The sequence below is a fragment of the Providencia sp. PROV073 genome (genome assembly GCF_033688125.1).
In the GTDB taxonomy this organism is placed as follows: Bacteria; Pseudomonadota; Gammaproteobacteria; order Enterobacterales; family Enterobacteriaceae; genus Providencia; species Providencia hangzhouensis.
The window spans coordinates 2,425,188-2,445,393 of sequence record NZ_CP096353.1; the positions used below are offsets into that span (position 1 = coordinate 2,425,188).

Genomic DNA, 20,206 nt, shown 5'->3' on the forward strand with positions numbered 1-20,206 from the left:
TCGCTATGCCTCCTGCTTTTTCAGGAATAAAACACTGAGCCCAATAACCAATGGAACAGTGATCAGTAATGGGATAAACGATGACTGTAAATCGAATAAATTTAGTCCCTTAGAGAAGGTTCCTCGCGTGATAGTTAAAAAGTGTGATGTTGGATAAACCATCCCAACCCAGCGGCCAATACCTTCCAATGATGAAACTGGGTCAATCATTCCTGAAAATTGTGTTGCTGGTATCAGAGTGATGATAGAAGTACCAAAAATTGCTGCAATTTGGCTTTTCATAAAGCATGAAATCAATAACCCCATTCCTGTTGCAATACTGATATACAAAAATGCGGCCAAGGTTAACGTCAGAAAACTACCTTTAAATTCAACACCAAATATATAGACGGACAGTATGCAAAGTAATACAAAGTTAAACATGCCTAATAAAATATAAGGGAGCTGCTTTCCAAGTAAAAACTCTAATTTGGTGATCGGGGTGACATAAAGATTGATAATCGAACCAAGTTCTTTTTCCCGAACAACACTCAATGCGCTAAGCATTGCGGGGATCATCATTAATAATAATGGAATAACTGCGGGAACAATCGCCGGTAAGCTACGAACATCTGGGTTATAACGATATCGGGTTTCAATGTCGATAGCTGGCATACCAGCAACGCCAACGGGTTGGCGAGCAGCCATCGTACTTAGCCATGCTAAGTGCATCGCTTGCACATAGCCACGCACAGTTTCAGCGCGGTTTGGCATCGCACCATCAATCCACACGCCAATTTTAACGTTATTGCCGCGTGCAACGTCCCTTGCGAAGTTAGGCGGAATTTCAATCGCAACGGTAATCTTACCGCTACGCATACCAGCCTCTAAATCATCATAATCCTTGATTGGTGGTTGTTCGATAAAGTAACGTGAACCTGCTAAGTTCAGCGTATATCCTTGACTTAACCCCGTTTGGTCGCGATCTAGTACGGAAAAACGTAAATTTTCGACATCCATACTAATACCGTAACCCATAATAAACATAAGAATTACAGTCCCTAATAACGCGAGTGTTGAACGCACTGGGTCACGACGTAATTCCATCCCTTCTCGAATGGAATAACTGAATAACCGGCGTAAACTAAAACGTTTTTTTAACGCTTCGGTCGCTTGTTCTTTCAGTTCAGGGTCAACATGGAACTCAGGGGCAGTTTCTTGCCCTTGTCCTGCATCCCCCACAGCATCTTGTAAATAGGCAATAAAGGTTTCTTCAAGCGTGCCAAGGCCTCTTTTTTTGGTCAGGTTAGCAGGGGTATCACAATCTAAGACTTTACCTGCATGCATGAGTGAAATACGGTCACAGCGCTCTGCTTCATTCATAAAGTGCGTAGAAATAAAAATTGTGACACCGTCACGTCTTGATAGATCGACCATCAAATTCCAGAACATATCTCTGGCAACGGGGTCTACTCCCGAAGTTGGCTCATCGAGGATTAACATTTCAGGTTCATGAATAACTGCGACAGCTAAAGATAACCGTTGCCGGATCCCCAAAGGTAAATCGTCAGGCATTACGTCTCGCACATCATCAAGTTCAAAACGCTGGCACATTTCGTCCACTCGCTGGGGAATTTTGTCCTCAGCTATATGAAAAAGCTTGGCGTGAAGTACGAGATTTTGCTCAACACTCAATTCACTATATAGTGAAAATGCTTGCGACATGTAGCCGACACGCTTGCGTGTTTCGATATCTTTCGGATCTATTTCTTGACCAAATAGCCATGCTTGCCCTTCACTGGCTTGTAATAAACCCGTCAACATTTTCATAGTGGTTGATTTACCACAGCCATTAGACCCTAAGAAACCAAAAATCTCCCCTTTTGGGATCTTAAAATTCACATGGTCAACAGCGACGAAGTTACCAAAACGCATAGTTAGGTCTTGGGCTTCAATAGCAATAATATTGTCTTCTGTGGTATCACGTGGAGGGATCACGACTTTTTTGTGGCCACTGCGTTTTTCTTCAGGTAGTAATTCAATAAACGCAGCTTCAAGATCATCACATTGAGTTTGGGCTTTTAATTCAGATGCATGACCTGTAGCGAGCACCTTGCCATCATCCATTGCCACTAACCAATCAAAGCGTTCGGCCTCTTCCATATAAGCCGTTGCGACCAAAACGCTCATATTGGTTTGTCGCAAACGAATGCGGTCAATTAAATCCCAAAATTGCGCACGAGATAACGGGTCAACCCCTGTAGTAGGTTCATCCAAAATTAATAAATCGGGATCATGAATTAGCGCACAGCATAACCCAAGCTTTTGTTTCATCCCTCCTGATAACTTGCCTGCTGGACGGTCTTTAAATGGCGCAAGCCCTGTACTTTCAAGCAAATCCTGAATCCGATATTCACGCTCAGCTTTTGATTGGCCAAATAAGCGGCCAAAAAAGTCGACGTTTTCATAAACAGATAACGTATGGTAGAGGTTCTTCCCTAAACCTTGCGGCATGTAGGCGATGCGAGGGCAAACAGCTCTACGATGCTCAATATCACTCATATCACCATCAAGTACCGTTATTTGGCCTTGTTGAATCACTCTTGCCCCTGCAATCAGGGAGATCAGGCTTGATTTTCCTACACCATCAGGGCCAATCAACCCAACCATTTTTCTTGCTGGGATGGAAAGTACAATGTCATCCAACGCACAATTGTCACCATAATGTTGGCTGACATGTTGTATATCGATAATCACATCACCCATCAGTTTATTGGTCATTGTGGTAATCTCACCTCTAATTCAGCAGGCCAAGATTCATTAGGGTCTAAACGTACATAAGCTTTTCCGGGCAGCCCTGTTTTCACATATTCTAGATGTTGCTCTAATAATTCAGGCGAAATTCGTGCACGCACTCTGAACATTAATTTTAGGCGTTCATTTTGTGTTTCTACGGTTTTCGGTGTGAATTGAGCAACACTCGCCACGAAAGTGGTTTTGGCTGGGATCACGATATTTGGTGCAGCGTCAAGTATGATGTGAACATCACTGCCTAAGGCAACTTTTCCTGCATCTTCAGTCGGTAAGAAAAATGTCATATACACATCACTTAAATCGACCATGTTCAAGACTCGCCCGCCAGCGCCAAGTACCTCTCCAGGCTCAGCGACACGATATTGAATACGCCCGTTTCTTGGCGCTTTTAGAATACTGTCATCTAAGTCCGCAATAATACGGCGTTCCGTTGCTGTCGCTGCATCAACACGGTTTTTCGCTTGGACTATACCAGCGCTTGCAGAATCAATGGCTGATGTCGCGGCGGCAACTTGAGCTTTTGATGCTTCCAGTGCTGCACGAGAGCCTTGCATCTGTGCTGTATCATCATCGACTTGTTGCTGAGATACGGCGTTGGTTCTCACCAAAGCTCTAGAACGATTTAACCGTTTTTGCGCTGCGTCTAACTCCGCTTCACGTTGACGAACAACAGCTTGGGCTGCAACTTTTTCGCTTTTACGTTGCGCTAAAGCAGACTCGGCAGTGGTCACTGCACTGATGGCTTGGCGTAATTGTGCCTGTACTTCATGGAGTTGCTCTTGGAGTGCTCGCGTATCCATACGAGCAAGTTCTTGCCCTTCTTTAACAAAATCCCCTTCTTTTACATTAATCGTTTCAATACGTCCTGCTGTCTTAGTGGCAATATCAATTTCTGTTGCTTCTATACGGCCGTTACTTTGAGAGAATCCAGCGGGTAGACCACCTGAATTAACATTCCAGTAATAGAAACCACCCGCAACAATAATTAATATTAAAATGATGTAAAAAGATACTTTTTGTTTATTTATTTTCATACCATCCCTTTCCATTAAATGAGAAAACAAGGAACAACAATTATTTTGATTATTAACCTGGTGATTATTAATAAAATGACATAACTGTCTCTATACGAAATAAATACCCTTAAAACTAAAAATATTATTTTTATTTAAAACTTGGCCAAGTAAGTGTTAGCACTACCATTAAATTGGCTATCTATTTAATTTAATGGCATTTTATCAACATTTGGTTTAAGTTTAGTTGCCTTATGTCACAAAAAAACAGAATAAACTCACAAAAATCAGGATAAGGCATTAATTGTACATATTTAATTCAAAATAAAAAAATAAAGCCAGTAACTTAATTTACTGGCTTTATTCAACGATGTTTGAATATGAATAAATATTAGCTTGCGAATGCAGCAATCACGTTTTCATCCATTCGGTAACGAACCCATTCATCTTGCGGTTCTGCGCCAATACTTTTATAAAAATCAATTGCTGGCTGGTTCCAATCTAAAACACTCCATTCCAGCCGTTGGCACTTTCGTTCTACGGCTAACACTGCAATATGCTTGAGTAACTTCTTTCCTGCACCCGCGCCACGAAAATCTGGGGAGACATACAAATCTTCTAAATAAATACCATTATTCCCTAACCATGTTGAATAACTCGTAAAAAATACGGCATACCCTGCTGGCTGGCCATCCACATAACAGATTAAGGCTTCTGTGCTTGAATTCGCTCCAAATAAGGAATTTTCAATATCAGCTACCGTGGCTTTAACTTCGTGACGTGCTTTTTCATAATCTGCCAATTCAATGATCATATCTAATATCAAAGCAGCGTCATCACATGTTGCGGGTTTTATTTCTACGTTCATTTGGGGCTCTCTTGTTTTTTGAATCATGATTTTAAACGCTACATAGCAAGAACCCAATTCACAGCAATATTATTCATTTCTTCGCGCATGATATAAGTAACATTTATACCTGTATATGCTTTTTCCTATAATAATCAGAGAGCGCATTTTCGGACCTTGTTGGTTAAATAACATATTAGCTATAATTCTCTCATCGATTAACTAAATGAATATTAAGGAGGCTAATTTATGTTGTTGTGTGATCTTATTGAATATTCACACTTCTTTGGTAATCGCCAGAGCTCAGGCTTTCACAGTTTTATACTGCGATAACCCTGCCTGAGCGAAGCCACTAAAGAAAATCTTCCCTCAGCTTACTGGGTTGTCGTTACGACTATACCCTGGCGTTTTTTCGCCTAAAATTTGAGTAAGCTATGAGCACTTTATTAACTGTAAAATCATTAAATTACGATACTTCAACCTCTACCTTATTAAGCGATATTTCTTTTACCATCCAACAAGGTGACCGCATTGGTTTAATTGGCCATAACGGGAGTGGAAAAAGTACATTATTGAAGCTAATAACCCAACAACTGTTTCCTAATAGTGGCAGTATTACCTATGCAAATCATTGTGTTACTGCTTATATTGAACAACATTTACCCGATGAAATCGCTTGTTTGACTCTGATTGATGCGCTTGTTCAAAAACTCCCTGAACAAGATAAAGTCACTGAGCGCTGGCGGGCTGAAGTTTTATTATCAGAATTAGGTTTTACACCTGAACAATGGGAACAAAAAGCGAATGCCATCAGTGGAGGACAACATACACGTTTGCTGCTGGGGCGTGCTTTAATTGAACAACCCGATTTACTGTTACTCGATGAACCTAGTAATCATTTAGATTTGCCCACACTGATTTGGTTAGGTAATTTCTTACAGTCATGGAAAGGGAGTTTTGTGCTAGTTTCCCATGACCAATCGTTATTAGATAAAGTCAGTAACTGTACTTGGATTTTACGAGATAAATCATTACATTTTTATCGGTTACCTTGCAGTGCAGCACGGCAAGCATTAAGTGAAAAAGACATCACTGATGCACGTCGTAATCAAGCCGAGCAAAAAGAAATTGACCGTATTGCATCAAGTGCCAAGCGCTTAGCGATTTGGGGGCATGTGTATGACAATGAAGCCTTATCACGCAAAGCTAAACAGATGGAAAAACATATTGACCGTCTTAAAGATGCCCAAACTGAGCTAACTGAAGGCTATCAATGGAAGCTTGCTTTAAATGGCAAAGCTATTCCTGCAGATAGAGTTTTAGAGTTGGAAAACACCGTTGTTTCAACACCGAATGGAAATCAGTTATTTAAAACGGCATTTCATCAAGTGAAAAGTGGTGATCGTATCGCTATCATGGGAGCCAATGGCTGTGGTAAATCAACACTATTACGTCTACTTTGGCAACATTATCAACAAGATTTACGCTATAGCTCACAATTGAAGTTTCATCCAGCAATTCGTGCTGGTTATTATGACCAACAATTAGAGCAGTTAAATGATAATGATAGCCTATTAGATGCACTACGTCATTTTTCACCTTTAACCGATGAACAACGAAAAATGGCATTGATTGGAGCGGGTTTTGCCTATAATCGTCACCAACAGAAAGTGGCAACACTGAGCGGTGGTGAACGCGCTAGATTATTGTTTATTGGTTTAAGTTTAGCTCAGTATGAGTTGATTTTGTTAGACGAACCTACCAATCACCTTGATCTAGAAGGTAAGGAAGCGCTTTGTGAGCAAATTAGCTTATTTTCTGGGGTATTATTGGTTGTAAGCCATGATAAATGGCTCATTGAAAATAGCTGCCAACGCTTCTGGTTTATCGATGATAATCGGCTAGAGGAATACCTTAATGCTGATGATATTTATCATAAAATCGAGCAGCAATCCCAGCAAGTGTTAACGTCTACGCTTGGGGAAAATGCCCCTTCTAAATCAACGATTGAAATTCTCAGTAAGGAAGCTACTCATGAAGATGAGTTGTTAGAAACATTGCTGATATTGGAGCAAAAGCTACTTGCGGATCAAAAACGCAAATTAAACCACCAAAAACCGCAATTACAGCAGCAGTGGATCAACGAAATAGCCGAAATACACGCTAAATTGGGCTTGTAACCGATACCCCTGGTTACGTTAAGTGATCAGGGGATTTTTTATGAAGTTATATATTGATATAGGATCATAGCTAAAGTTTACAAAATAATTATATGCACCCTAAAATTTACCTTATTGATGGAATAATAGAAGACTGAGTCGCGTTATTCATCAATAAGAAAATAAATAAGGTTTATTCTTTATGTCTTTTAAGTGAATAAAGATTTTGTAAACTATCTAATTGGTTATTTTATTTTTTGTTTCTTTGCTCGCTTAAAATATGAAGTTGGCACATTAGGGCATACAACCTCTTTAAATTTAACGTCTTTATTCGCCTTCACAGACGGTTCATTTTCAGATGAAACCGGGGCGTTGCTCTGTGGTATTTTGCTTGTCTCTTTCATATATAAACGCTCTTTTGCTTGTATAATATCATTCGTTTTAGCCATTTGATTTTCCCTCTGCCACTAACACTGCATTGACTTGCTCAATACGTTCCACTGCTCGGTTAATGATCTCAACGACTCTTGTTGTCTCTTCTTTCGTCAACTGTTGTATCACGATTTGGTGTCTCAACAATGACTTAAATTTATCTACAGCGCATTCAATTTCATTAGCGAATTGATTACCTGCTTTTAATTCCTGAGCATATTTTAATTTTAGTTGAACTTCTGCCAATATTTCAGCTTTGAGTAATAAAAAACAGCGACCTTCTGGCGTTATGACATAACACTTACGCCCTTTTCCATTATCTTTACCCGCCGAAATAAACCCTAACTCCTCTAATAACGTCAGAGTTGGATATATCACACCTGGGCTTGGGCAATAAAAACCTGCCGTTTCTTCTGCAATTTTTTTTATTAGCTCATAACCGTAATTAATTCCCCCTGTCAGTAAATGTAGGATATAAATCCTTAACTGTTTAGGGTTAAACATACGACTGACACTTTTACCGTTGCACAAACACGGCTCGAGTTGTTGTTCATTTGCCATTAAAATTCTCAGTGGTTATTTATATAAAAACCGATATATCTAATATGATAGTTACTTTTACAGAAAATGCCAGCTTTAGATATATCTATTTTTATGCATAACGTGCTAATGATAATCATTCTTATATGGATTATACCGACTAAATGTCGACACAACAGTAAAAAATGTGCGGTAAATTGTCTAACTGAGTAAAGTTGGCAATAGATATGAAATTAACCTATTTTTGAAGTGATAAAGCCAGCCGTCGGTATGTTGGCTGGCTATAGAAGCGAAGTACAATTACCCAATATTAGGTAATATGTTGAAAACAATCCCTAGCTGAACACCAATGACTATAATTCCACAAATAAATACTAATGAAAGACCTAATCCACCGCCTAACACTTGATATTTCCGTTGGTTTAATGTTCTTGATTTAAATGCCATAGCACTAGGTAATAATAAAGCCAGTATTGAAAGTGCGATTGCGGCATACCCTAACGCCATCACAAACCCTTTAGGATAAAATAAAGCAAAAACTAGTGGTGGTCCAAAGGTGAGCAAACCTGTTTGTAGACGCCCTGACGCATTATCTTGACGTTTAAATAAATCCGCTAGAAAGTCAAATAACCCCAAAGCAACACCAAGGAAAGATGTCGCAAGCGCCAAACTCATAAACATTTGTGCAATTAACTCTGTTTTTCCTGATTGAGCCACATCTTTAATTGCATCTAATAATCCATTAAGCCCTGCGTTTTCCGCCAAAATACCAACAAATGTGGTTGTACCAATACTCCCTAATGTTGCGATTTGCCATAAAATATAAGCAATCAACGGGATAGCACTTCCGATAATAAAAATAACCCGCAATTTTTTGACATCTCCCCCCATGTATTTAACGATACTTGGGACGCTACCATGAAAACCAAAGGAGGTAAAAAACACCGGTATAGCAGATAAAATAAGTACTTTTTCAGTTGGGGCAGCTAATAAATTTTGTTGCTCAACATGCGGCATCATTAATGCCAATATAATGACTAAGAAAACAATTTTTGCAGCAAATAAAATACGGTTGATAAAATCTACGGATGAAGTCCCGAAACATACAACTCCCCCACCAATGACGGTAAATACAACAATTCCCATCCAATCTGCCATTTCAATAGCAAAACTACTTTTCAAATTTGATGTAATGATTTCCCCTGCTCCACTGACATAAGCTGCTGTCAATGCATACATCAGGAACATCATACTAAAACCCGTAATAAATTTGCCACTAGAGCCTAAGTACCGTTGTGCAACACTACCGATCCCAGTTTCGTGAGATTCATGTTGATAAACTTCAACCAAAAGTAACGCCGTGTAGCACATCAATGCCCACAACACTAATAACATAGCGAGGCTCACTAAGAAACCATTACCCGCGGCAGCGATAGGCATGGCTAACATACCTGCGCCAATCGTAGTACCTGCAACAATAAATACACTACCAAGTGTGCGATTTTTCATATTGAGATCCTAACAATCAATTAAATATTAATTTTATAATTAGAGTGATTTAACTTATTTTCTTCATTAATGAGTTGTTGTAATTTGTCTTCAAAAATATTTTTTAACTCTGCCCAATAGGTTTCAAAATGTGCCCTATCACGCAGGCAATGTGTCATGACTGCCGCCCGTAGCACATAAATCGACCGTACTTTATGCCATTCACTATCAGAGAATTGTGCATCTCGACATAGATTCAATGGGTTATCGCCATATTCTTCATAAGTTAGCGAGGTTGATGAGGTGAGAAAATCATTAGAATAACTCCGGCCTGCCGCATAAGAGCATAATTCATATAACCGTTTATTTAATTGATTTTGTTTCTCTAAAGAGGTGTTGCCAATTTCACGAAACATAAAGTTAATCATGTGAAAATCGGGCGTTGGCATCGCTATAATTGAAAATTGACGTTCCTCAATAATAAAAGACTCACATTGATTAATTTTATCAATCATCCAATTGGCAGTGATGACCCCAGCCGCAATCACTTTTCCATACCCTAAAACATTTAACGGAACTAAGCGATGTGCAGCCCATACCGCTGCTGCGGTTGCGCCCGCTTTTGACCCTTCCATAATAGATGAGCCCAATAATACATTTTGTGTTTTTTCTGTTTTACGCTGCTTTTCTTGAACCTCTTCAAATACATAAGCGGCATGGTAAGAAACTAAATCCACAATCCGCTTATCTTTCATACAAATTGCACCTGCCGCATAAGGAATAAACCCCACCTTATGAGGGTCAACGGTAATCGAGTCCGCTTGGCTTAATGCTTTAAAGCTTTCATAAACATCACGTTTTGGCCACAACATATTTTCAGGAAAAATCCCTTCACTATGATAGCGTTGGAGTAAATTCTCATACTCCATAAATTGGTTTTCTTCATCGCGAAACATCGCACAAGCGTATCCCGCGTAAGCAGCATCGATATGCACATAAAAAGAAACCCCAAAACGTTGCTCGCATTCACGTCGTAGCTCAATAACTTCTCTGACATTGTCTATTGCGCCAGTTTCTGTGGTACCAACAACGGCAACTACCGCTAAAATTGGCTCCCCTTGCTCAATTAATGTAAATACCGTTTCACGCATTTTACGTACATCTGTTCGATAACTTGCATCAACGGGTAATTGCACAATATTCTGTTGGCCTAAACCAAGAATATCCATCGCTTTCATCCATGAATAGTGTTTAGACTGCGGTACCAATAACTTACCGAGTTTTCCTTGTTCTATTCCAACACCACGGCAGGTTAAATCACGAATTTCCTCAAAAATTTGTTGTTTCTTTAACTCGTCAATTAAATCTAGAACCGCGGAAACTGAGAGATTGAGTAACTCTTTTTCAGTTTTATCCTTTAGCAAGTATTGGGATTTTGGATGCTGCATAATCGCTAACGGCAACGTTTTAATATTTCTAGCTACCCATAAACCTTCGTAGTTAGCAACCGTTCCACCAGATGTAATATGTCCCCAAGCATGTTGTACGTCATAACCAAACATGGCACATAAATCTAACCCGGCTTCTATTTCTAAAACTGTTGTCGTTGGTGAAGATTCTTGTGCACAATTATTGGGGTTGTACATCATCGCCATGACATAAGCCAAATTAGAAATCATCAGTGTATCTGCATTCATATGCCCCATATAACGGGGGGAGAACCATGGAACCGATGTTGTTTTTAATTTTGAAGAGAGTTGATTAAGAATGCCTTCAGTACGATAAAGCGTATCTCGGTACTCGGGAGCATAACGGTCAACAGTAGAGATAAGATCAGGATCTTCAGGATGATAGCTGGAACGCCAATGCATATGTTCACTAACTGAATACTCCATCATTTCTTTGAAAAAGACAGCATTTTCAGATTTAGGACCTAAAAATAATGCATCTACATTTATTTTTGAATTTTTAAAATTATTTATCATTACTACACCTTCAAACTACAATTAACGGGTGCTAATTGCACTTAAGTTACTTAACTTAATATCATTGGAAAGTGCATAACGGGCTGTGTTTATATAAAAGATATCAATATATTAATGATATACATTTAAAAATATCATTTAAGCATTAATTATTGATAAACAAACCGTTAATGGCCAACTTATTTATAGATATAATCTATTTCTATTAAATTATTAATAAACTAATGGGAATTTCATTCTGATTTGTGGACAAGCACAAAAAAACAAAATTTATTCAACTGTAAAGAGATTTTTACGCTGAAAAAGCTTGAATATGTAAAAAATTTGTTATAGATGGTGCGATTTTCACTGCTCTTAAAGAACTAAAGTAAAATAGTGAAAACCGCAGAAAGTAAATCCAATTAACTGTTTAGCAAAACAATTTTCCCAACAAGATCACCTGATTCCATATATTCATGGGCACTCCGCACCTGAGACAAGTGATATGTTTTGTTAATAATAGGTTTTATTTCACCATTTTGTAACAATCCCCAGACTTGCTTCTTTAGTTCTTGGGCAATCACTGCTTTTTCCTCAATAGTTCGAGAACGCATTGTTGATCCCGTATGAGTTAATCTTTTTACCATTAAAGGCATCATATTTAACTCTTTAGGGTTACCTTTCATCATACCAATTTGAATTATTCGTCCAAATTTAGCAGCAACTTGATAATTTTTCGCAACATAATCACCACCGATAATATCTACGACCATATCAACACCTCGAGAAGAGGTATAATTGAGTGTTGCTTCAACAAAATCATCGTTTCTGTAGTTAATAACACAATTTGCGCCTAACGATTTTGCAACTTGAACTTTGTCTTCTGAACCAACAGTAGTAATCACTGTTGCACCAAAGGCTTTTGCTAACATAATCGCCACGCTACCAATTCCCGATGTTCCACCGTGAATAAGTACCGTTTCGTCTTTTTTAAGTTTGCCTATTTGAAAAACATTTGCCCAAACAGTGAAAAAGTTTTCAGGTATCGCTGCACCCTCGATAAAAGATAAATTCCCTAACGGTAAGGCTATGTTTTTATGCACTAAACAATATTCTGCATAACCTCCCCCGGCAACCAGTCCACAAACTTTGTCTCCGAGCTGCCATTCCTCTACATCATCCGCCTTGGCAACTATAGTTCCTGCAATTTCAAGCCCCATAATCGGAGAAGCATCTGCCGGTGGAGGATAAGACCCCTTACGCTGAAAAATATCAGGGCGATTAACCCCCGCAGCTTCCACCTTAACGAGCAAATACCCTGCAGAAATTCTAGGTAACGGTATATCAATTAATCGCAGCTTTTCTGGTCCACCAGGTTCTATAATGTCTACAACTGTCATCGAGGTGGGTAAAGACTGTTGGATAAGTGCCATTATATTCTCCTTTTTGAGGTTAATTTGAAAAATTGATATTCCTAAATTTATTTTTGTGTTAAATTAATGCTAATTAGTTTAATATTTCGTGCTTAATTACGACAGTTTAGAGTAGTAACTACTATGATGATGTAAGTCATCTTTTTATCGTTTAGAGGCTAAAATTTAATCTATATCAAATTATATACTTAGTAATCTTCTTTAATTTAGCATGAATATCTAAATTCACTAATTTCTCACATGCCTTCTGATTGGCTTTTTTGTTTATTAAGTCGATTCTGTCATACATTACTACTTACTAGTTGCATTATCTTATGTTAAAATTGACTCATATCAATAATTTTAACTTGATTGAGCCTTAAATATGATCCCAGAAAAAAGAGTTGTTCGTCGCATCCAGTCTGGTGGTTGTGCTATTCATTGTCAGGATTGCAGTATTAGCCAACTTTGCATTCCTTTTACGCTGAATGAACATGAACTGGATCAACTTGATAATATCATCGAACGCAAAAAACCAATTCAAAAAGGCCAAGCTTTATTTAAAGCAGGCGATGAATTGCGTTCATTATATGCCATCCGCTCAGGTACAATAAAAAGCTATACAATAACCGAAGAAGGCGATGAGCAAATTACTGGTTTTCACTTAGCAGGAGACCTTGTTGGCTTTGATGCTATCATTCATACACAGCACCCAAGTTTTGCACAAGCACTTGAAACCTCAATGGTTTGTGAAATACCTTTTGAAACCTTAGACGACTTATCAGGCAAAATGCCTAATTTACGTCAGCAAATTATGCGTTTAATGAGCGGTGAAATTAAAGGTGATCAAGAAATGATCCTTTTATTATCTAAGAAAAATGCGGAAGAGCGTTTAGCTGCATTTATTCTTAACCTCTCTCACCGCTTTGCGGAACGTGGTTTTTCACCAAGAGAATTTAGATTAACCATGACTCGTGGAGATATCGGTAATTATCTTGGCTTAACAGTTGAAACCATTAGTCGCCTTTTAGGACGTTTCCAAAAAAGTGGCATGCTAAGTGTTAAAGGTAAGTACATCACTATCGAGGATATGGCTAAACTGACTGATATCGCTGGTAAAGTTTCAGCAATTACATGCTAATATCCCTAAACGGATCACGTTATCAGTGATCCGTTTTCATTTTTTTCTCCAGATTTCTTGCCTATTTAATCTCAATATCATAGTTTATCTATATGGAAATATCCGTGTATCGAGAGGATTTCAATATGGCAAACTATAAAAACCTGCTAGTTGCAATTGACCCAAATCAGGATGATCAACCTGCATTAAGACGTGCTGTCTACATCGTGCAGCGTAATGGTGGACGGATAAAAGCGTTTTTGCCTATCTACGACCTTTCCTATGACATGACAACCTTACTTTCTCCTGAAGAACGTAATGCCATGCGCAAAGGTGTAATAAGCCAAAAAGCAGCGTGGATCAAACAACAAGCTCATTTCTATCTTGAAGCGGGCATTGATATTGAAATTAAAGTTATTTGGCATAACAAACCATATGAGGCCATTATTCAGGAAGTAATAAATGGTGAACATGACCTGTTACTGAAAATGGCGCATCAAACCGATAATTTTGAGTCGATTATTTTTACCCCACTAGACTGGCATTTACTCCGAAAATGCCCTGCTCCCGTTTGGATGGTAAAAGACAAAGTATGGCCTGATCACGGTTCAGTGGTTGTCGCCGTTAACTTATCAAATGAGGAATCTTATCACGATGACCTCAATATCAAATTGGTCGAAAAAACAAAAGATTTAGCAACTCGCATTATTAAAGAACAGGAAATCCATTTAGTGAGTGCATATCCTGTTGCTCCTATGAATATTGCCATAGAGTTACCTGATTTCGACCCGAGCCTATATAACAACGCACTACGCGGCCAACATTTAATTGCTATGAAAGAGTTGCGGCAAAAATTTGGGATTGATGAAAAATATACCCATGTCCGTGAAGGATTACCTGAAAAAATTATTCCAGATATGTGTGAAGAATTGCACGCTGGGGTTGTGGTTCTGGGTATTTTGGGCCGTACAGGCATTTCAGCGGCTTTTTTGGGGAATACCGCGGAGCATGTCATCGATAAGCTAAAATGTGATTTATTAGCGATTAAACCTGACGGTTTTGTTTGTCCTATCAACCCTGCTGATGATGATTAGCTAATCATCTAAAACTTATTAAGCCCCAATAATATTTATGTTATTGGGGCTTAATTTAATCATGGCTAAGTTATTGCTGAACTGAACTTTGACTAAGTATCGGCCAAGCTTGCATAGCATTAAAAATGACTTGATTAAGTCTTTCAAGATCAATTCCATCACAAGCTTGTATGGTAAAACCATCAATTACCGTTATATAAAAATCAACGATAGCTTCAATCGGCGCATCTGGAGCAACATCACCATCATCAATGCCTTTACGCATACGTGCCAGTAGAATTTCCTGATAACTTTTCCGTTTTTCTTGGACGTTTAATTGCACATCTTCGATTTGCTTTGACCCATTCATTGTCGCTGTAATCAGCATACAACCTGCAGGCTTGTTTGGCTGAATTAGCCTTTTAGCGCTTTCATACATCAGCAATTCAATTGCAATTTTCGCTGTTTTGGCTTGCTTTACAATAGACAAAATAGGACAAGCTTCATTCATCAAATAATAATCAATACATTGATTAAACAACGATGCTTTATCACCAAAAGCACAGTAAAGGCTAGGCGCTGTGATACCTAGCTCTTGAGTTAAATCGCTAATTGAGGTTGCAACATAGCCATTTCGCCAAAACAATAGCATGGCTTTAGCTAGTGCATCTTGTTGGTCAAAGCCTTTAGGCCGCCCGCGTTTTATTTGATTCATATTCTCACTTTACTCGCAGTCAATTCACTATACCACAACTATTTTATAGTGATCATTATAAAAATAATTGACAACGTCTAAATTCACATAAACAATAGCGCCATGATTTTATAGCGGTCACTATAAAATCATTCTTTTTTGTAAACTACTTAACTTTCATGGAAAGCGCATGACAACAACTCATATTTCTTCGCATAATGGTAACTGGCTTTCACTATTATCTGCAACTTTTGCTTGCTTCATTATTGTTACTGGTGAGTTTTTAGCCATTAGCGTGCTAAATAACATCGCTTATGATTTTCAAATATCAACAGGTACCGCAGGGCTTACAGTCACTGTCACATCTATCGCAGGTATGGCATCCTCCCTATTTGTCCCCATTTATGCAAAAAATATCGATAGACGCCAAGTTTTACTTTTCTTAGTTGCTCTCATGATATTAGCTAATGCAATTACGGCTTTCGCGTCTAATTTTAGTTTAGTTTTATTAGGTAGATTCGCATTAGGAATTGCACTAGGGGGTTTTTGGGGAGTTGCAGCAGGCTTAGTGATACGTCTAGCACCTAAAAATATGTCAATTACCACATCCGTAACAATATTCTTTTCGGCCGTCACATTAGTCACCGTGCTCGGAGTACCTCTAGGCGCTTGGTTATCTGATAATTATGGTTGGAGAATGCCTTATATTGCGCTGGTTATTGCAGGTGCTGTCGCGTTTTTAATGCAGTATTTCTCTTTACCATCATTAAAACCTTCTTCGTCTATGCAATGGAAGGAATTGTTATTGATGCCTTCGCACCCTATTGCGCGTAAAGGGTTAATTATATTCACACTGATTTTTTTAGCACATTTCTCTGCGTATAATTATTTTACGGTGTTCTTTAAACAAACCGCAGGTTTTATCGAAGGACAAATTTCAGCATTATTGCTCTTTTTTGGGGTGGCCAGCGTAGTTGGCAATATACTGGCGGGTTATGTCGGAAAATATAATGTTCGTTATAATTTCACGATTAGTGCACTTTTATTAGCCTTAGCTTTTCTCGCATTATCTGTTTTAGATTTTAATTGGGCGACCAGTATCATATTTGTTTTTTCATGGGGGATCGCTGCGGGTATGGTTCCTGCAACAATCAATATGTGGATGCACGTTCATGTTCCGGAATTAACTGAGAAAGGTTCCGCCCTTATTACCTTTATGTTTTTAATTCTAATTACTATTGGCAGTCTAGTAGGAGGATACGTCATGGACCATTTCAATGGCGGAGTTCTCATGATGAGCATGCTGACTATATCTACACTAGCATTTTTATTAGTGTTTACCTTTGCTCGAGGGCTAACCAATTGCGCTCGATTTTGCCTCAAATGATGCGTTTATAAGGCTGCATCACATAAACTGATTTAACTCTCAAATATCAAGAAGGGGTGACTGGAATTAACCAATCACCCCTTCTTATTTACTTTACTAATTATTTTGAAATGAATTAGTAACTCATTAAATTACAATGCACGTAAGATTGCATCAACGCTATCTTTCGCATCACCAAACAACATCTGTGTATTTTCTTTGAAGAATAATGGGTTTTGTACCCCAGCATAGCCTGTATTCATTGAACGTTTAAATACAATGACATTGCTTGCTTTCCAAACTTCAAGAACTGGCATACCTGCAATTGGGCTGTTTGGATCTTCTTGAGCCGCTGGGTTAACCGTATCGTTAGCACCAATAACAAGAACGGTATCGGTATCAGAGAAATCATCATTAATTTCATCCATTTCCAATACGATATCATAAGGTACTTTAGCTTCGGCTAATAATACGTTCATATGGCCAGGTAAACGCCCAGCTACAGGGTGAATACCAAAACGCACATTAATACCACGTTCGCGTAATTTAGTGGTGATATCCGCAACAGGATATTGTGCTTGTGCTACCGCCATACCATACCCCGGAGTGATAATTACTGATGTTGAGTTTTTCAACATTTCAGCGACTTCCTCTGCGGTGCTTTCGCGATACTCACCCATTTCTTCTTCTGTGCCTGTTGAAGAGCCATCTGTACCGAAGCCTCCTGCAATAACACTGATAAATGAACGGTTCATCGCCTTACACATAATATAGGACAGAATCGCACCTGAAGAACCGACCAATGCCCCTGTGACAATCAGCAAGTCATTGCTTAACATGAAACCTGCCGCTGCAGCAGCCCAACCTGAATACGAATTCAGCATTGAAACCACTACTGGCATGTCCGCGCCACCAATTGAAGCGACTAAATGCCAGCCAAAAGCCAAAGCTATCGCGGTCATAATTAGCATCAAGAAGACTTGCAAGCCGACACTTTCTGTTTTAACAAAAATCACTAACAGAATAAATGAAACCACTAACGCCGCCAAATTCAGTTTATGGCGATTAGGTAACATCATCGGTTTTGATGACATTTTCCCTGATAATTTACCATAAGCGACTACTGAACCAGTGAAGGTAACTGCACCAATGAAGATCCCTAAGAAAACTTCAGTTAAGTGAATGTTTTCCATCACAACATCAGCATGCCCTTCACTGGCGATAAAGCTGTTAAAACCAACCAGCACTGCAGCTAAACCGACGAAACTATGTAAAATAGCCACCAGCTCAGGCATTTCTGTCATTTCAACTTTTTTCGCTAAGCGAATACCAATGACAGCACCAATGACCATCGCAACGATCATCCAGCCCACATTAGCACTGTGAGGACCTAAAATAGTGGCTATCAAGGCGATAGCCATCCCGATAATGCCATAAGTATTCCCACGTTGGGAACTTTCATGACGGGATAGCCCCGCAAGGCTGAAAATAAATAGGATAGCAGCAACTATGTAAGCTGCTGTCACAATTCCACTCGACAACATAAGTTACCCCTTACCCTTTACGAAACATTTTTAACATGCGTTGAGTTACAGTGAACCCACCGAAAATATTGATACTCGCGATCAATATGGCGATAAAGGATAAGAAGCTTACCCAGCCACCGCTGCCAATCTGGAGCAAGGCGCCCACGACGATGATCCCTGAAATAGCGTTAGTGACTGACATTAACGGTGTATGCAATGCATGAGTCACATTCCACACCACGTAATAACCAACCACACAAGCTAAAGCAAATACAGTAAAGTGCGATAAAAACTCTTTTGGTGCTGAATTAGCAAACCAACCAAACAAGATGATAGCTAATGCCATCAAGCCATATTTTACCGTCGGTGACATCTTTTTCTCAGGCGCTTTAACTTTTTCCACCGCTTGCGGTTTCGCCTGCGGCTGAGCAGATACCTGAATTGGGGGCGCTGGCCAAGTGATTTCACCTTGTTTAATCACAGTGACCCCACGAATTACCAGATCTTCAAAATCAATGTCTATTTCACCATTTTTCTCTTTGCACAATAACTTCATCAAGTTAACGAGGTTTGTTCCATATAACTGCGATGATTGTGTTGGTAAACGGCTTGGTAAGTCGGTATAACCAATGATTTTTACGCCATTGTCAGTCACAACCAGCTTGTCAGCTTGGGTTAACTCACAGTTCCCCCCAGTTTGCGCCGCTAAGTCTACAATCACACTCCCCGGCTTCATTGATTCAACCATTTCCTTGGTAATCAATTTAGGTGCAGGCTTACCTGGAATCAGTGCCGTAGTTACAATGATATCGACTTCTTTCGCTTGTGCAGCGAACAGTTCCATCTCAGCTTTAATAAATGCTTCTGACATTACTTTGGCGTAGCCATCGCCACTACCGGCCTCTTCTTTGAAATCTAATTCAAGGAATTCAGCCCCCATACTCTGAACTTGCTCTTTCACCTCAGGACGAGTGTCAAAGGCACGCACAATGGCACCTAAACTACCAGCAGCGCCAATCGCAGCAAGGCCTGCAACCCCAGCCCCGATGATCATGACTTTCGCTGGAGGAACTTTACCTGCGGCCGTAATTTGCCCCGTAAAGAAACGGCCAAATTCGTGAGCAGCTTCAACAATTGCACGGTAGCCGGCAATATTCGCCATTGAGCTAAGCGCATCAAGTGATTGAGCACGTGAAATGCGTGGTACCGCATCCATCGCCATCACGTTAATTTTCCTAGCTTTTAAAGCTTCCATTAGCTCAGCATTCTGTGCTGGCCAAATGAAACTCACCAGAGTCGCTCCTTCTTTTAATAGAGGAATTTCATCATCCAGTGGCGCGTTGACTTTAAAAACGATATCCGCAGCAAATGCAGTATCACGATCAACGATTTCCGCCCCCGCTTGTTCGTATGCTACATCGTCAAAACTGGCTAAATGACCCGCATTTTGTTCTACACAGACAGAAAAACCTAACTTAAGAAGTTGAGTTACTGTAGATGGTGTAGCTGCAACACGCGCTTCATTGGCAAGTCGTTCTCTTGGTATACCAATACGCATAATGTTCCCTTTTTAATGCCTAACGTAATGTTGTTAATAGAGTGTTTGCTAAAATAATGACTGTCATCACAGAGAAAAGTCTTATTTTGTGCCTAAACAGATTTTTAATGTTCTAATAACCTACTGAAAATAAGCTTCTTGATCCATAATTGATCACGATTCTTAGACAGTAAATGGAATTCGCAGTGAAAATCTTAGTTTTAGGTCAATAAAATACTGGA

General features: G+C 39.3%; 15 protein-coding genes. 4 read left to right on the forward strand and 11 right to left on the reverse strand.

The genetic code is table 11. The annotated features are described in order from the left end of the window. Window positions 1–3: 3 nt before the first annotated feature. The 3 genes from rbbA to M1F17_RS10990 all read right to left on the reverse strand — a co-directional run bounded on the left by rbbA (window position 4) and on the right by M1F17_RS10990 (window position 4,674). Window positions 4–2,760 (reverse strand): ribosome-associated ATPase/putative transporter RbbA, encoded by a 2,757-nt coding sequence (gene rbbA, locus M1F17_RS10980; protein ID WP_144139979.1) that lies wholly within the window; start codon window positions 2,758–2,760, stop codon window positions 4–6. Beyond that, complete coding sequence (locus M1F17_RS10985; RefSeq protein ID WP_094960609.1) at window positions 2,757–3,827, reverse strand: HlyD family secretion protein; 1,071 nt, start codon at window positions 3,825–3,827, stop codon at window positions 2,757–2,759. The genes rbbA and M1F17_RS10985 overlap by 4 nt, the downstream gene beginning before the upstream one ends. A gap of 370 nt (window positions 3,828–4,197) precedes the next feature. Beyond that, entirely contained in the window at window positions 4,198–4,674 is a 477-nt protein-coding gene (locus M1F17_RS10990) for a GNAT family N-acetyltransferase (protein ID WP_144141834.1), read from the reverse strand. Window positions 4,675–5,087: 413 nt separating this feature from the next. On the opposite strand from M1F17_RS10990, the gene M1F17_RS10995 reads away from it, so the two are divergent. Continuing rightward, window positions 5,088–6,833: an ABC-F family ATP-binding cassette domain-containing protein gene (locus tag M1F17_RS10995; protein ID WP_318836979.1), complete on the forward strand. Its 1,746-nt coding sequence runs from the start codon at window positions 5,088–5,090 to the stop codon at window positions 6,831–6,833. 224 nt (window positions 6,834–7,057) lie between these two features. Here M1F17_RS10995 and M1F17_RS11000 read toward each other — a convergent pair whose 3' ends face one another. The 5 genes from M1F17_RS11000 to M1F17_RS11020 form a co-directional block, all read right to left on the reverse strand. Further along, entirely contained in the window at window positions 7,058–7,261 is a 204-nt protein-coding gene (locus M1F17_RS11000; RefSeq protein WP_096863708.1) for a DEAD/DEAH box helicase, read from the reverse strand. Further along, window positions 7,254–7,805, reverse strand: a complete 552-nt coding sequence (locus tag M1F17_RS11005; RefSeq protein WP_004254808.1) for a PadR family transcriptional regulator — start codon at window positions 7,803–7,805, stop codon at window positions 7,254–7,256. The genes M1F17_RS11000 and M1F17_RS11005 overlap by 8 nt, the downstream gene beginning before the upstream one ends. Window positions 7,806–8,084: 279 nt before the next feature. Next, window positions 8,085–9,293: a tyrosine transporter TyrP gene (gene tyrP / locus M1F17_RS11010; RefSeq protein ID WP_004254811.1), complete on the reverse strand. Its 1,209-nt coding sequence runs from the start codon at window positions 9,291–9,293 to the stop codon at window positions 8,085–8,087. Between the two features lie 20 nt (window positions 9,294–9,313). Further along, window positions 9,314–11,254, reverse strand: coding sequence for a pyridoxal phosphate-dependent decarboxylase family protein (locus tag M1F17_RS11015; protein ID WP_210852546.1), 1,941 nt, complete (start codon window positions 11,252–11,254; stop codon window positions 9,314–9,316). Between the two features lie 404 nt (window positions 11,255–11,658). Next, complete coding sequence (locus M1F17_RS11020) at window positions 11,659–12,669, reverse strand: NAD(P)H-quinone oxidoreductase (RefSeq protein WP_094960611.1); 1,011 nt, start codon at window positions 12,667–12,669, stop codon at window positions 11,659–11,661. A 364-nt stretch (window positions 12,670–13,033) separates the two neighbouring features. Here M1F17_RS11020 and M1F17_RS11025 point away from each other — a divergent pair, with 364 nt between their 5' ends. Continuing rightward, the gene (locus M1F17_RS11025) at window positions 13,034–13,789 is read left to right on the forward strand and encodes an FNR family transcription factor (RefSeq protein ID WP_004254821.1); all 756 of its coding nucleotides are present in this window, start codon (window positions 13,034–13,036) and stop codon (window positions 13,787–13,789) included. A gap of 125 nt (window positions 13,790–13,914) precedes the next feature. After that, entirely contained in the window at window positions 13,915–14,862 is a 948-nt protein-coding gene (uspE, locus tag M1F17_RS11030) for a universal stress protein UspE (RefSeq protein WP_036957775.1), read from the forward strand. Between the two features lie 70 nt (window positions 14,863–14,932). On the opposite strand, the gene M1F17_RS11035 is transcribed toward uspE, so the two are convergent. Continuing rightward, the gene (locus M1F17_RS11035; protein ID WP_004254827.1) at window positions 14,933–15,556 is read right to left on the reverse strand and encodes a TetR/AcrR family transcriptional regulator; all 624 of its coding nucleotides are present in this window, start codon (window positions 15,554–15,556) and stop codon (window positions 14,933–14,935) included. A gap of 169 nt (window positions 15,557–15,725) precedes the next feature. On the opposite strand from M1F17_RS11035, the gene M1F17_RS11040 reads away from it, so the two are divergent. After that, the gene (locus M1F17_RS11040) at window positions 15,726–16,922 is read left to right on the forward strand and encodes an MFS transporter (protein ID WP_318836980.1); all 1,197 of its coding nucleotides are present in this window, start codon (window positions 15,726–15,728) and stop codon (window positions 16,920–16,922) included. 131 nt (window positions 16,923–17,053) lie between these two features. Here the strand turns inward: M1F17_RS11040 and pntB are convergent, their stop codons facing one another. Continuing rightward, on the reverse strand, window positions 17,054–18,442 hold the full coding sequence (pntB, locus tag M1F17_RS11045) for a Re/Si-specific NAD(P)(+) transhydrogenase subunit beta (protein WP_094960629.1): 1,389 nt from the start codon (window positions 18,440–18,442) through the stop codon (window positions 17,054–17,056). Between the two features lie 13 nt (window positions 18,443–18,455). Continuing rightward, a complete protein-coding gene (pntA, locus tag M1F17_RS11050; protein ID WP_004254837.1) occupies window positions 18,456–19,985 on the reverse strand; it encodes a Re/Si-specific NAD(P)(+) transhydrogenase subunit alpha in 1,530 nt (509 codons plus the stop codon). Window positions 19,986–20,206 lie beyond the last annotated feature (221 nt).